This window comes from Xanthomonas cannabis (assembly GCF_040616535.1).
In the GTDB taxonomy this organism is placed as follows: Bacteria; Pseudomonadota; Gammaproteobacteria; order Xanthomonadales; family Xanthomonadaceae; genus Xanthomonas; species Xanthomonas cannabis.
In genome coordinates this window covers 3,455,751-3,469,325 of the sequence record NZ_CP136580.1, presented here as the reverse complement: position 1 = coordinate 3,469,325, position 13,575 = coordinate 3,455,751, and the positions used below count along the sequence as shown (strand labels likewise).

Genomic DNA, 13,575 nt, shown 5'->3' with positions numbered 1-13,575 from the left:
GTGCGCTTGTGCAACTGCTTGGATTTGATGACGAGGTGGCGCAGTGCGCCCGCGCAAGCGTGCGCAGGTCCGGCGAAGGTGCCTCGACGGCAGCCCAGACGGTGCGCTGCATCGTGATTCGGGGCGCCGCATCCTGCCGTATCTCGGTGTGGTCGAAGATAGACAGCCTAATTGCAGCGATGCTGCGCGCGACATCTCGGCAAGTCGGGTCACTGCGTCGCAAGAACTGAATGCAGCAGCGCTCCACTGACTGTAGACGCATCGCCTTTACCTGGCGCCACATTCGCGCAGCGCGCATGCGCCCGTCCTGCGCCCGGTCGGACCAGGCGCGCTTATGGTTGCGCCGTGCTGATCACTTCGATGCGGACCCGGTCTGGCGGCAGGCGTGGTTCACGGATGACGTCCACCGGCGTGGACCAGTCGTGTTGTCGAGCCGCCGCGCGCAGTCGATCGAGCCACTGCCTGAAGGCAGTGGCCTCCGGTTCGCCTGCCCAGATGCGCAGCCGCGCGGGTGCACCAGGGTGGGTATGCAGATACTGGTCGACCCACGCATCCGGCGGCGCCGATAGCGCCACCAGCTGTATCGATGTGCCCGGCGTGGAGACGCTGCTCTCGGTAGCGGCTGTCGTGGAGGCGCCGGCTGGCGCAGCCGGCTTGGCAGCAGCGGATGCTTTGGCATCGTTCGGAGCGCCCGGTTGCGCCGCAGCCTTCGGCACAGGAGAGCGCTCGTGCGCCGGCAGCGACAAGCGCCGCGCGTCCTGCAGCGCCTGCGGTGTGGTCGCGCCGTGCTGCGCGGAGGACACCAGTGTATTGGTGTCCAGTGCCTGGGAGCGTTGCACATCGATGGCCGCTGCCGCATTGCTCCGCGTGCCGACCGGCATCGGGGCTGCCTGGGGCGTCGCAGTACGCGGCGACGCCAGCGTGCCATCGGCCATCGACGCAGGCGCAATACCGTCGGTACTTGAGGACTGCCTCTGCTCGACTGTGGTGCTGGCGATCGGCGCTGGCGGTGCGGGCAGCGCTGGCGGCGCCAACGCAGCTGCAGGTGGCGGTGCAATCGGCGCGGGCGCGGCGGCAGGCGATGGGCGCGCGATGCCGATGGGCGCCGCGCGCGAAGCGGGTGCAGGCATCGGGGGGGATTCCGCAACCGCTGCGGGTGCAGGCATCGGCGGCGGTGCAGCCATCGGGGAGGGCACAGGTTGGGGCATGCGCTCAACAGCACCCCCCTGGTCTGGTGGCGCGGGCAGGCGCTGGCCCGTCGCAGGCTGCTTGCCGTCGGCTGCCGTCGCCGTTGCTCCGGTTGCGGCTTCGACTTGCGCTGAAGCCGGCGCTGGCTCGTACGCGTCGGCCGGGGCCTGCTGCGGCGCAGTTGCCTGCCAGCGCAGGCCAACACCGACCACCAGCGTGACCGAGGCGGCCAGTGCCACTGCCGGCATCCACCGCTGGCGGCGCGCGCGACCCGGGGCATGGCCGTGCAGCGCAGCGTGTGGCGGCGCGGCGCCACCGGGCGCCGCCGCTGGCGAGGTGAACGATGGCGTTGCCGCGGCCTGCGGCGGAGCCAGCGAAGCCGTGCGTGGCGAGCTATCGGACGACGCGCGATTCGCCGCCTGCTGTACACCGGCTGTCGCAGTGCCATCGCCGGCCGGTGTCTGGTCACCAACGCTGCCCTGCAACACCGGCGCCACAGGCATCGCGGCCGTGGGTGGCGACGGCGTGTGCTGCTGCAGCCACGCACGCGTGGTGTCGTGCAACGGGGCGCCCAGTGCCTGCGCTGCGTCTTCGCCATCGCTCATGCGTGCTTGAATGGCTGCACGCTGTGCAGCCTGCGCCTGCTCGGCCTGCGCGGCTGCGGCAGCAAAGACGGCGTTCATCGATGCGGGCGGTTCGAACTGCAGGGTGCCGGGATCTTGCGCTGATCCAGATCCAGATCCAGCGGCGCTGCGTGCACGGTCGGCATGCCTGGCGGCCTGCGCAAACCATGCCTGCATGCTGGCCGGCGGTGTATGGGTGGGCAGGGCACGCAGCAGCGTGGCCATGCCGTCTTCGCCCGCGATGAAACGTTCGACGACCGGCTTCATTGCGCAGCGTCCAGGCTCAGGCGCAGCTTGGCAAACGCATAGCGCAGCCGGCTCTTGACGGTTTCGAAGCCTTCGCCAACTACCTGCGCGATGTCTTCGACGGACAGGCCGGCGAAGAAGCGCAACACGATCACCTCGCGTTGCGCGTCGGGCAGCGCCATCACCGCGGTGCGCACGCGCTGTTGCTGCTGGCCGAGCATCGCCATCTGTTCGGTGGACAGGTCCTCGTCGGGCAGCTGAAGGTGGCTGTCCTCCAGCGGCACCGAGGTGGTGGTGTCGGCGCGACGGCGCATATCGATCCAGGCATTGCGCGCGATCTGGAACAGGAAACTGGTGAATGCGGATGCGCCGGGGCGGTAATCGCTGCAACGGGTCATCAGCTTGACCCAGGTTTTCTGCGCAAGGTCTTCGGCCTCGCTCAGATTGCCTTCGCACAACCAGGCCAGAAAGTTGAACAAGGCGCGGTTGTGGCGCGTGAACAACTCGGTTGCCGGTTGTTCGACAAAGCCATTGGCGACAAGGAGCATGAGCTCCTCGTCGGGAAGATGCGCAAGATCGGCCGGGTGCATGTGCGCAGTATAGGCAAGCGCCGCGCACATCAGTCGGTGGTGGCGACGGGCCGGGTGCTCAGCGCGTTGGCCTGCTGCACCATCTGCAGGAAGTCGGCGCGATAGCCGAAGCGGTCCTCGCCCAGGCTGCTGGCGGCCAGTGCGCGTACCTGCGGGTAATCCCAGCCACGCAGCTGGTTGCCACCACGCAGACGCTGCCCGAACCCGGCCACCGCCGCAGAAAACCGGAAGGCATCGCTGGTGGCGCTCAGCGCCCGGCGTTGATCGCGGCGGACCACCGTGTCCAGCAGCCGGCTGCGCTGCGCATCGGGCAGTTTGTAGCGCAGTTTGACGTGCGCCAGCTCGCTGTTGAGGGCGCGCGCCTGCGGACGTGCCGCGGCGTTTGCATAGCGCAACGGGTCCACCGATGCGTTGCCATTGGCGGGGGTGACTTCGTACAAGGCGGTGACGGTATGGCCGGCGCCGATGTCGCCTGCATCGACCTGGTCGTTGTTGAAATCCTCATCGCGCAGCGCACGGTTTTCATAGCCGATCAGGCGGTATTCCTTGACGGTGTCCGGGTTGAATTCCACCTGGATCTTGACGTCGCGGGCGATGGTGGCCAGCGTGGCGCCCAGCTCGTGAGTGAGCACCTTGCGCGCTTCCAGCGGTGTGTCGATGTAGGCATAGGCACCGTCGCCGGCATCGGCCAGCTGCTCCATCAGCGTGTCGTTGTAGTTTCCGGTACCGAAGCCGAGCGTGGACAGGGCGACGCCGGAGCGGCGCTTTTCGGCGACCATGCCCTTGAGCTGATCGAAATCGGTGACGCCCACGTTGAAGTCGCCATCGGTGGCGAGCAGGATGCGGTTGATGCCGCCACGCAGAAAACTTTGCTGCGCAGCTTTGTAAGCGAGTTCGATGCCGCTGGCGCCTGCGGTGCCGCCGCCCGATTGCAGGGCGTCGATGGCTTCGACGATCCGGGCTTGCTGGTCGCCCGGCGTGGGCGGCAGCACCACCGCGGTGTTGCCGGCGTAGGTCACCAGGGTGATGCGATCTTTGGCACGCAGCTGCCGCACCAGCAGTTTGAGCGAGGCCTGCAGCAGCGGCAGCTTGTCCGGCGCGTCCATCGAGCCGGAGACGTCGACCAGAAAGACCAGGTTGGCCGGCGGCAGATTCGCGGTGGCGATGTCGCGGCCGGCGATGCCGACGCGCAGCAACAGGCTGTCTTTATTCCACGGTGTGGTCGCCAGTTCGGTGCGCACGGCGAACGGTTGGCCATTGGTGGGCGCCGGGTCGTCGTAGCGGAAGTAGTTGATCAATTCTTCCACGCGCACCGCATCCACCGGCGGCAGGCTGCCTGCGCTGAGGAAGCGGCGCACATTGCTGTAGCTGCCGGTATCGACATCGATGCTGAAGGTGGAGATTGGCTGTTGGGCGGCCTGCACGATGGCGTTGTCGTCGATGTGCTGGTAGCGCTCGCGGTCTTCGGCAGGTGCCGGGATCACCGGTGGCATCGGCATGCGGTTATCCAGTACCGGGCGATGCGCCATCAACGTGGCGGCGGGTGCCTGATGTGACAGGCTGCTGCTGACCGGCGCAGGCATCGCCGGCATCGCAAGGACGGGCGGCTGCGGCGGGCTAGGGGCCGATGGCGCTTCCAGGACATGTGCAGGGGCGGGTGCTGCGAGCTGCGCTTGCGGCCTGACCTCTGGGAGCGAGTCGATCTGGTCGGGTTGCTGCGGTTGCGCGAGCTGTGGCAAGGATTCGGCGCGTGACGGCTCGTCGATCGCTGCAGTGGGTTCGTGCGAGCAGGCGCTCAGCAACAAGGCGAGCGCGATCAGGCTATGACGTGGCATGGGAAATCCTTTGCGTGACGAAGTGGGATGAGTGAACAATCGAGCAGCCCGAGGTCGCCGTGCACTGCGCCTCTGTCAGTGAAACGGGCCAGCGCAGCGAATGGGGTTAACCGGACGAAAGATTTTTTCGCCGGGCCTGGATGCGCTGCGGCAGTGCAGCTGGACCGTTGCCGGTAACCGTGTCGTGACCGGCCTCACTCCCTTCTCCCACCGGGAGCAGGTGGCGCGCAGCGCCGGATGAGGGCGAGGCGAAGAGGACAGCGTCGGCTGCCTCATCTGCGCGGCCAGGCGCGATTCGGCATCGCTGCGCACGGCGCCCTCCGTTGCCGGCCGCGTGTTCGATCCACGCATCGAACACGCGGCGGCCCAGACAGGCTCGGCCCAGTCACGCGACAGTTGTGCGCGGATCCGCACACTACAGCGCCGCAATACGGTTTATCCGCACGCCACGCTGCCGCATGATGGAAGGCTGGTGCCGCACTGCGCGGCCGTTCGTTTCCATCATGGAGTTGCCCGGATGATCCAACGTCGTCACTTCCTCAAGAGCGCCACGCTGGGCGCGATCGCTTCCGGGCTGGCCGGCTGGGGCGCACGCGCGCAGGCCGCAGTGGGCGCCACGCCGGGTGTGCGGCCGTCAGCGCTGCCGCGTGGTGCGGCGCGGGTGATTTCCACCTGGGACTTTGGCGTTGCCGCCAACCAGGAGGCCTGGAAGATTCTCGGCAGCGGCGGCATTGCGCTGGATGCGGTGGAAGCCGGTGTGCGGGTGCCAGAAGCGGACCCGACCAATCCTACCGTCGGCCTAGGCGGTTATCCGGACCGCAACGGGCGGGTGACGCTGGACGCCTGCATCATGGATCACCTGGGCAATTGCGGCGCGGTGGCATCGCTGGAAGATGTGGTGCACGCCATTTCGGTGGCGCGCGCGGTGATGGAGAAAACGCCGCACGTGATGCTGGTGGGCGATGGTGCGCGTCAGTTCGCGCTGGAGCAGGGCTTTCCGAAAACCAGGCTGCTCACCCCAAGCTCGGAAGCGGCCTGGAAGGAATGGTTGAAGACGTCCAAGTATTCGCCGGAAGCCAATGTCGAAAACCGCGCCTGGCGCGATGCCAAGTTGCCCGGCGGTAAGGACAACCACGACACCATCGGCATGCTGGCGCTGGATACGCACGGCAACCTGTCCGGTGCCTGCACCACCAGCGGCATGGCGTGGAAGATGCACGGCCGGGTCGGCGACAGCCCGATCATTGGTGCGGGTTTGTACGTGGACAACGAGGTGGGTGGTGCGACCTCCACCGGCGTGGGCGAGGAAGTGATCCGCAATGTCGGCAGTTTTGCGGTGGTGGAAATGATGCGGCAAGGCAAGTCGCCGGCCGACGCGTGCCGCGAGGTGGTGATGCGGTTGATCCGCCGCAAGCCGGAGCTGACGCGCACCTTGCAGGTCGGCTTTCTGGCGATGAACAAGCGTGGCGAGGTGGGAGCATTCGCCATCCAGAAAGGCTTCAGCTACGCGGTGTGCGATGCACGGCGGCAGGATCTGCTGGTGCCCGGTGAAAGCCACTACACCCAGGAGCCCGCGGCATGAGCGCGGTCGGCCTGGAGGTGGCTGCCGATTCCATCGGTTCGGCAGTGGCAGCGCAACAAGGCGGCGCGATGCGCGTGGAACTCTGCGGCGGCCTGGACGGCGGTGGGCTGACGCCCTCGTTCGGCACGTTGGCGGTGGTGCGCGAGCGCCTGCAGATCCCGTTGTATGTGCTGATCCGTCCGCGCGTGGGCGATTTTGTGTTCAACGCCGACGAGGTGGAAGTGATGCGCCGCGATGTGGAGCAATGCGTGCGCATCGGTTGCGACGGCGTGGTGCTGGGGGCGCTGGATCGTGATGGCCAGGTCGATCTGGCCACGATGCGCGTGTTGATCGCGGCAGCGGGCACGCTGGGCGTGACCTTTCATCGCGCGATCGATGTCAGTGCGGACCCATTGCGTGCGCTGGACGCGGCCATCGCGTTGGGGTGTGAGCGGGTGCTGACATCGGGGGCGCGCGCCAGTGCGATCGACGGCATCGAGACCATCGCCGCGATGGCGGAGCGGGCGGCCGGTCGCATCGTGGTGATGCCGGGGGCGGGCGTGTCCGAACACAACATCGCCGCCTTGCGTGCAGGCACCGGTGCGCGTGAGTTCCATGCGTCCTTGCGCGGCCCGGTAGCTGCCCAGGTGCACGCGCCGCATGCCCACATCAGCGACCTAGGTGGCGATTGCCAGCGCACCGATGTCGCCCGCGTGCGCCGCTTCGTGGAGCTGCTGCATCGTTGAGCGCCTGTTGCGGAAGCACTGAACGTGACTGCTGGCGCGTGCTTATCTGCCGCCGGGAAGGAGGGAACTTGAGTCCGTGCGCAGTGCTCATCACCGTCATCCAAGGCACGAAGCGTTGGAACAGATGCTGAGAACCGCGCAATCAACACATGCTCCTTCCGCGTGCGTGAGCGTCCGCCATGCACGCAACCTGCACGCATCGCGACGCGGCCCCCAGAGCGAACGGCACCCCGACCAGGAGAGCGCTCCTGCACCTAAATGCCTGGGCTACCGCCCCGCATTACTTGCTCGTGCCCTTAGTTGCCTGCCAGCCGTGCCGGATCGATCACCACATGCCTGATGCGCTGGCGTTTCCAGGTGTAGCTGATGTGCACCAGGCCATCGCGGGTCTGGATCACTGCGGGATACGAGAATTCGTCCTTGGCGCTGTCTTCCAGTGTCAGCACGCGCCGCCATTGCAGGCCGTCGTCAGACACGGCCACGGCCAGGGTGCCGCGGCCCTCCCACCAGTCCTTGCCGGCAACTGCCGGGTTGTAGACCAGCAGGGAGCGGCCATCGCGCAGCAGCACCGCATCGGTGCCGGAATTGGGGTTTTGCACATCGAGCAACTGCATTGGCTGCCAGTGCAGGCCGCCATCGTCGGAGAACGTGCTGAACAGCTTGTTCTGCTGGCTGCGGCCCAGCGCCTGCACGCGGCCATTCGCATGCAGCAACAGGCTGGGCTGGATCGCGCCGATCAGCGCCGGGTCGTTGAGCGGCATGCCGCGTTGCCAGTGCGCGCCATCGTCGTCGCTCCATTCCAGATGTGCGCGCCAGCCGCGGTCTTCGCTGCTGCTGGGTGCCAGGATGCGCCCGCCGGGCAGTTGCACCGGCTTGTTCTTGATCGGCCCGAGGATGCCGTCGGGCAGGCGTTGCGGAGACGACCAGTGCGCACCGTCGTCGCTGGAGGTCATGCGCAGGCCCCACCACTGCCGCGGGTTGGGGCCGAGTTTGTAATACAGCTGCACCGGCCCGCTGGCCGACTGGAACAGCACCGGGTTCCAGGCAGGCACAGTCGCGCCATCGGTGCCGGCACGCGCGCCGTCGGCGATGCGGCGGGGTAACTGCCAGTGCTGCGCGTCGCGCTGGCTGAGCCAGATGCCGACGTCCGCTGCGCCTTCATGCGCGCCGCCGAACCAGGCGGCCAACAGGTGGCCGTCGCGGGTTTCCAACAACGTGGAGGCATGCGCCTGCGGTGTGGGTGCGGGGTCGGCGATGAACTCGCTGAGCACGATTGGCGACAGCGGCGCCTGTGCGTGCGCAGTGCATGCGGCAAGGCTGGCAACACCGCTGATCAGCAGGCATGGCAGACGCATCGTGGTCGAGTCCTGTGCGGATGTGGAGCCTCTTATCATCCACCAAAGACCGCGTGTAGTGAGTATCCCCGGAGCAGGCGGTCGCCGACCACGGCGCACGCCACGATCGCATGACACCCGCTCATTCCGCTGCGCTGGCTGGTGGCACGCGGCAATGGCGGTGCGTCGCCGTCAGCGTCGGAATGAAAACTCCATTGCATGAAGCGTGCAGGCAGGGCGATGCGCCGGGCAGTCGTCGCCGGTCGCTCTCGATTGCGGTGAGGTGACTCGCGCGGCCGTCACCGTGGCTGGACGTGCTGGCCGTCAGCACGCTGGGCCGTCGCCAACGCCTGTCTGCACGCGCCATGTTCAAGCACGGCGTTCGTACGTGTGAGTGTGCCGCCCACGCACAGCCCGCCACAGGCCTGGCCTGCGGCGTCAATGATCGAGACGACTGCTCAGGCGTTGCTGTCGTCGCGCACTTGCGGCGGCAACAGTGTCTGCGGCTTCTTGGCCGACTGGGTCTGGCACAGGAAGGTCATCATGTGCGCCGCTTCGGTGCTGCCCATCGGCTTGCTGTGGACCTGTTCTGCGAACGCGTGCTGGGTGTGCTCCGGACCTGCGGGAACGGATTCTTGCGTAACGGTGGACGAGGACATGCAACGCTCCTGGAACCTGCAATCAAGCCGTCCACGTAGCAACCAGAGCGCCCCCGTAACGGTGTCAGCCGGTGATCTTGCCTGGAATCTGCGCCGTCCGATACCTGGTGGTACGGGCGGCGCAGCGGCACCGGACGTTCTGATAACGGCGGGTGCGGCGCGGTCTGAAGGCCGCGTCGGGCGCTGCTGTCGCGGCAGTTGCCTGGCGTTGGGGGGGGCGTGGGTGCCTGGGTACGCCGGCTGCTGTGCGTGCGCCGGGTTCACCACTAGCCAACCACCGATAGCCGCAGACCTTTAACGCGCGATTTGGCCGGGCTTTAGTCCTTCGGTTTGATCCACACCTGCTGCTTCAAGCCGCGCACGCTGGGCTTGGGCGTACTGTCCAGGTCGAACACCACCACGGTGTTGTCGCCCTTGCGCTGGAACGGGGCAGGGAAATACAGCGCGGCCTGCGGGCCGATGGCCCAGTGGCGGCCGAGGTTGACGCCGTTGGCCCAGGCGAAGCCCTTGCCGAAGGCGCGCATGTCCAGATAGGTGTCGGTGGGCGTACCGATACGCAGCGTGCCGCGATGAAAGGCCGGGCCTTGCACCGGCTTGCGGGTCCAGCCGCGGATGCTGTCGGGGGCGCGCATCGGCAGCAGGAAGGCCTGCCAGCCGGTGAGTGGCTGGTTGTCTAGCAGCACCGGGTCGACCAGTCCGGCGCGGCCGTCGGCCATGCGTGGGCCGTAATTGATGCGGCCGCTGTTTTCGACCAGGACATCCAGGGTGTGTTGGCCGGCCGGAATATCCACATCGATGGACACCTGTTGCAGACGCCGTTCGACGCTACCGACCGGTCGTTGATCCACATACACATGCGCCACGTCGCGCACGTCGCCCAGATACAGCGGACCCTTGCGCGGGCCGGCGATGGTGGTGCGGTAGAGGATGTAGCCGTAATCCTGGCCGAAGTGCTCCATCGGCTGCGGGGTGTCGATGGCGATCGGGGCGGGCAGGTTGTCCCACAGCGAGGCGGATTCGCGCAGCGGGGTTTCCGGCAGGGCGGCCATGGCAATCGGCGCGGGCAATGCGGGCGGTTGTACGCCGGTGACGCGGGTGATGGCGTCGCGCATCAGCGCGAACTTGGGCGTGGGGTGACCGGCCTCGTCGAGGATGGCGTCGTAGTCGTAGCTGGTGGTCTGCGGCGCGTAGTGGTCGCTGGGATTGCCCTGGAAATTGGCGCCATTCATGAAGCCGAAACTGGTGCCGCCGATGAACATGTAGAGGTTGGCCGAGTGGCCCTGGCGCAGGATCCATTCCAGTTCTTCGGTCTGTTGCCTGGCATCGGTTGCCGCATGCGGCTTGCCCCAATGGTCGAACCAGCCGGCCCAGTATTCGCCCACCATGCGCGGTTGCTCGGGACGGAACTTGATCAGCTTGTCGAATGCGCTCTTGGCTTCGCCTGGCGCAAAATTCACCACGGCCAGGGTGTCGGGCAAGGTGCCGTTGGCAAGCATGTCGGCGCCATCGGAGGTGAACAGCAACGCCTTGTCGAAGCCGGCCTTGACGTACATGGCGCGGTTGTCGGCCATGTAGGCGTGGTCGTCGGCGTAGGAGCCGTATTCGTTCTCCACCTGCACGGCGATGATCGGGCCGCCGTTGTGGTTGAGCAGCGGCTGCACCTGTTTGGCTACTGCGTCCAGATAGGCCTGGCTGGCGGCGAGGAAGCGCGGGTCGCGGCTGCGCACGCGGATATGGTCCTTGCCGAACAACCAGGCCGGGTAGCCGCCGGCTTCCCACTCCGCGCAGGCGTAGGGGCCCGGGCGCAGGATGACGTTGAGGCCTTGCGCGGCAGCCTCGCGCACGAACGCGGCGACATCGTTGTTGGCGTCGAAATCGAACTGGCCTTGTTGCGGCTCCACCAGGTTCCAGAACACGTAGGTCTCCACGGTGTTCAGGCCCAGGGCGCGCGCCTTCAGCAGGCGGTCTTTCCAGTAGGCACGCGGGATGCGCTGGAAGTGGATGGCGCCGGAGAGGATCTGGTAAGGCTTGCCGTCGCGCACGAACTGCGTGCCCTGCGTGCCGAAGGCGGGCCAGGATTCGGGCGTTGCAGCAGCGGCGGGCAGCGCGAGCGCCAGGGCCAGGACCAGGGGAGCAAGAGTGGTACGCAGCATGGAGGTCTCGATGTAGGTGGGGCCGGTGGTGCGGGTGGATGGAGGCGCTGGTGTTTGCGTTCTGCCCTCATCCGCCCTGCGGGCACCTTCTCCCGCTTGCGGGAGAAGGAATGGCAATGCCCGCTTGCGGGAGAAGGAATGGCAATGCCCGCTTGCGGGAGAAGGAAGGCGATGCCCGCTTGCGGGAGAAGGACGCGCAATGCCCGCTTGCGGGAGCACGCGGTAGTTGTGCAATCACGTTACGCGAACGACGGTGGCAGATCCTTCTTGTCAGCGCCGAAGGCCGGGTTCGGTTTGGGTCCCATCGCAAATTCCAGCGTGCCACCGGCAGCCAGCTCGGTGTGGCGCAGCCAGGCGCGGGTGAGCGGCTTGCCGTTCCAGGTCAGCGATTGCACGTACACGTTCTGCGCGCTGTTGTTGTTGGCCACGATGCGCAGGGTGCGGCCGTTGCCCACATCCAGCGTGGCGCGCTTGAACAACGGGCTGCCCACGACGTAGTTGCCGCTGACCGGATCCACCGCATACAGGCCGAGCGCGCTGAGCACGAACCACGCACTCATCTGCCCGCAATCTTCATTGCCAGACAGGCCGTTACGCGCGTCGTGGTACTGCTCGCGCAGCAAGCGGCGCACCATCGCCTGGGTCTTGTACGGTTGCCCGGCATAGGCGAACAGATACGCCACGTGGTGACTGGGCTCATTGCCGTGCGCGTACTGGCCGACCAGGCCGTCGATGTCCGGCGGTGCGTCGGCGGGCAGCTCGGAACTGGTGGAAAACAGCTCGTCCAGCTTGGCGACGAAGCCATCGCGGCCGCCGTACAAGTCCATGTAGCCGTACAGGTCGTGCTGGTTGAGGAAGGTGGCCTGCCAGGCATTGGACTCGGTGAAATCGCGCCACTTGGCGATATGCCCCATGCCACGCGGGTCGAACGGTGTGGCCCAGCTGCCGTCGGCAAGCCGCGCCTGCACGAAGCCGCTGTCGCGATTGAATACATTGCGGTAATTGCGCGAGCGTTCACGCAATGCGCGTGCATCGTCGCTGGCACCTGCGGCTTGCGCCAGATGTGCGCAGGCCCAGTCGTCGTAGGCATATTCGAGCGTGCGGCTGACCGCTTCGTCCACCTTGTCGGCCGGGATATAACCGAGTTTTCGATATTCGCCCAGGCCATGCGTGGTGTCGTCCATCGCCCGTTTGCGGTACGCCGGCCACGCGGCCTTGTAGTCGATGCCGGTGAAGCCCTTGGCGTGCGCTTCGGCCAGGACCACGGCCGAGTGGTAGCCGATCATGCAGCCGGTTTCCACGCCTTGCAGCGGCCAGATGCCCACGCCGTCCGGGCATTCGTTGGCGCCGCGCACCAGGCATTGCACCAGGTCGGGCACGCGCTCGGGCTGCACCAGCGTGAGCAGCGGATGCGCGGCGCGGTAGGTGTCCCACAACGAGTAGGTGCTGTAGTTGTGGTAGCCGGCAGGCGCGGTGTGGATCTGCAGGTCCATGCCGCGGTAGCGGTTGTCCACGTCGGAGAACAGCGTGGGCGCCAGCAGGCTGTGATACAGGCCGGTGTAGAAGATGCGCCGTTGTGCGTCGTCGTCGCTGTCGATGCGCACGCGGGCCAGCTCTTTTTCCCAGGCGGCCACGGCTTGTGCGTGCACGCGGGCGAAGTCGAAGTCGGGCAATTCGGCGTCGAGGTTGGCCAATGCGTTGTCGGCACTGACCGCGGAAATGCCGACCTTGATCAGCAGCGGTGCGTCGGATGCATCGGGGAAGTGCAGTGCGGCCTTGAGATGCACGCCGTCGCTGCTGCGCGCATCGGCAGCCAGCGGTTGGTCTTCGTTGTACAGCTGCACGCGCGCGAATGGGCGTGAGACGCGCAGCGCGAAGTAGATGTAACGCCCCTTGGCCCATTGATAGACGCGACGCCCGCCGGTGAGGGTCTGCGCATCGACCACGCGTAGCTGCGCATCGCTGACGCGGGTGGGGATGCCCGGTTTGTCCTGCATGCCGTGGCACAGGTCCAGCAACACGTGCGCCGGCTTGCCCTTGGGAAAGTGGTAGCGGTGCAGGCCTGCCCGCGCGGTGGCGGTGAGTTCTGCATGCACGCCGCTGTCCTTGAGACGCACGCGGTAGTAACCGGGCGATGCGGCTTCATCGGCATGGTCGTAGCGCGAGCGGTAGCCGGCGTCCGGATTGTCGAGCGGGCCGGGCACCAGCCTGACTTCGCCGGTGGCGGGCACCAGCAGGAAGTCCAGCATGTCGCCGATGCCGGTGCCGGACAGATGCGTGTGCGAGAAGCCCATGATCGAGCCGTCGGACTCGTGATAGCCCGAACACGAATCCCACACCGCGTTGTAGGTGTCCGGGCTCAGCTGCACCATGCCGAACGGCAGCGTGGCGCCGGGGAAGGTGTGGCCGTGGCCACCGGTACCGATGAAGACATCGACATGGCGGGTGAGATCGGCGCGGGTGCGCGCGTCGGCCGGCAGCGCGTAGTTGCCGGCGCGCGCGCGGGCCATGCCGGGCAGGCCGACGCTACCGAACAGTGCTGCGGCGATGGCGCCTTGGAGAAAACCGCGTCGTGTTGCCATGTGTGTGGTCTCTGATGTCGCGAAGTGGGTGCGCCGTCCCCTCATCCGCCCTTCGGGC

9 protein-coding genes are annotated in these 13,575 nt (G+C 66.9%); 2 read left to right on the top strand and 7 right to left on the bottom strand.

Going from position 1 to position 13,575, the window contains the following annotated elements:
- Nucleotides 1-332: 332 nt before the first annotated feature.
- From RZV17_RS14775 to RZV17_RS14765, 3 genes are read right to left on the bottom strand one after another with little or no spacing between them, the layout of a single operon-like run.
- Nucleotides 333-2,078: a hypothetical protein gene (locus RZV17_RS14775; RefSeq protein WP_355604542.1), complete on the bottom strand. Its 1,746-nt coding sequence runs from the start codon at nucleotides 2,076-2,078 to the stop codon at nucleotides 333-335.
- Nucleotides 2,075-2,647: a sigma-70 family RNA polymerase sigma factor gene (locus RZV17_RS14770; RefSeq protein ID WP_355604539.1), complete on the bottom strand. Its 573-nt coding sequence runs from the start codon at nucleotides 2,645-2,647 to the stop codon at nucleotides 2,075-2,077. Before RZV17_RS14770 ends, RZV17_RS14775 begins: the two co-directional genes overlap by 4 nt.
- Nucleotides 2,648-2,676: 29 nt before the next feature.
- Nucleotides 2,677-4,482 carry a VWA domain-containing protein gene (locus RZV17_RS14765; RefSeq protein ID WP_355604536.1) on the bottom strand — a complete coding sequence of 602 codons (1,806 nt, stop codon included), beginning with the start codon at nucleotides 4,480-4,482 and terminating at the stop codon, nucleotides 2,677-2,679.
- A gap of 517 nt (nucleotides 4,483-4,999) precedes the next feature.
- Between RZV17_RS14765 and RZV17_RS14760 the strand changes: the two genes are divergently transcribed.
- Together RZV17_RS14760 and RZV17_RS14755 are read left to right on the top strand one after the other, a co-directional pair.
- Nucleotides 5,000-6,064 carry a N(4)-(beta-N-acetylglucosaminyl)-L-asparaginase gene (locus RZV17_RS14760; protein WP_355604533.1) on the top strand — a complete coding sequence of 355 codons (1,065 nt, stop codon included), beginning with the start codon at nucleotides 5,000-5,002 and terminating at the stop codon, nucleotides 6,062-6,064.
- A complete protein-coding gene (locus RZV17_RS14755; RefSeq protein WP_355604530.1) occupies nucleotides 6,061-6,789 on the top strand; it encodes a copper homeostasis protein CutC in 729 nt (242 codons plus the stop codon). The genes RZV17_RS14760 and RZV17_RS14755 overlap by 4 nt, the downstream gene beginning before the upstream one ends.
- 296 nt (nucleotides 6,790-7,085) lie before the next feature.
- Here RZV17_RS14755 and RZV17_RS14750 read toward each other — a convergent pair whose 3' ends face one another.
- The 4 genes from RZV17_RS14750 to RZV17_RS14735 all read right to left on the bottom strand — a co-directional run bounded on the left by RZV17_RS14750 (nucleotide 7,086) and on the right by RZV17_RS14735 (nucleotide 13,517).
- Entirely contained in the window at nucleotides 7,086-8,144 is a 1,059-nt protein-coding gene (locus RZV17_RS14750) for a sialidase family protein (RefSeq protein ID WP_355604527.1), read from the bottom strand.
- Nucleotides 8,145-8,581: 437 nt separating this feature from the next.
- Nucleotides 8,582-8,782 carry a hypothetical protein gene (locus tag RZV17_RS14745; protein ID WP_047697346.1) on the bottom strand — a complete coding sequence of 67 codons (201 nt, stop codon included), beginning with the start codon at nucleotides 8,780-8,782 and terminating at the stop codon, nucleotides 8,582-8,584.
- Between the two features lie 317 nt (nucleotides 8,783-9,099).
- Nucleotides 9,100-10,935, bottom strand: a complete 1,836-nt coding sequence (locus tag RZV17_RS14740; RefSeq protein WP_355604523.1) for a beta-galactosidase family protein — start codon at nucleotides 10,933-10,935, stop codon at nucleotides 9,100-9,102.
- Between the two features lie 239 nt (nucleotides 10,936-11,174).
- Nucleotides 11,175-13,517, bottom strand: a complete 2,343-nt coding sequence (locus RZV17_RS14735; RefSeq protein ID WP_355604520.1) for a GH92 family glycosyl hydrolase — start codon at nucleotides 13,515-13,517, stop codon at nucleotides 11,175-11,177.
- Between the last annotated feature and the right edge of the window lie 58 nt (nucleotides 13,518-13,575).

Excerpts from the sequence above, each read along its gene's own strand:
- RZV17_RS14750 (WP_355604527.1), bottom strand. The coding sequence starts at position 8,144 with ATGCGTCTGCCATGCCTGCTGATCAGCGGTGTTGCCAGCCTTGCCGCA.
- RZV17_RS14740 (WP_355604523.1), bottom strand. The coding sequence starts at position 10,935 with ATGCTGCGTACCACTCTTGCTCCCCTGGTCCTGGCCCTGGCGCTCGCG.
- RZV17_RS14760 (WP_355604533.1), top strand. The coding sequence starts at position 5,000 with ATGATCCAACGTCGTCACTTCCTCAAGAGCGCCACGCTGGGCGCGATC.
- RZV17_RS14745 (WP_047697346.1), bottom strand. The coding sequence starts at position 8,782 with ATGTCCTCGTCCACCGTTACGCAAGAATCCGTTCCCGCAGGTCCGGAG.
- RZV17_RS14765 (WP_355604536.1), bottom strand. The coding sequence starts at position 4,482 with ATGCCACGTCATAGCCTGATCGCGCTCGCCTTGTTGCTGAGCGCCTGC.
- RZV17_RS14770 (WP_355604539.1), bottom strand. The coding sequence starts at position 2,647 with ATGCACCCGGCCGATCTTGCGCATCTTCCCGACGAGGAGCTCATGCTC.
- RZV17_RS14755 (WP_355604530.1), top strand. The coding sequence starts at position 6,061 with ATGAGCGCGGTCGGCCTGGAGGTGGCTGCCGATTCCATCGGTTCGGCA.
- RZV17_RS14735 (WP_355604520.1), bottom strand. The coding sequence starts at position 13,517 with ATGGCAACACGACGCGGTTTTCTCCAAGGCGCCATCGCCGCAGCACTG.
- RZV17_RS14775 (WP_355604542.1), bottom strand. The coding sequence starts at position 2,078 with ATGAAGCCGGTCGTCGAACGTTTCATCGCGGGCGAAGACGGCATGGCC.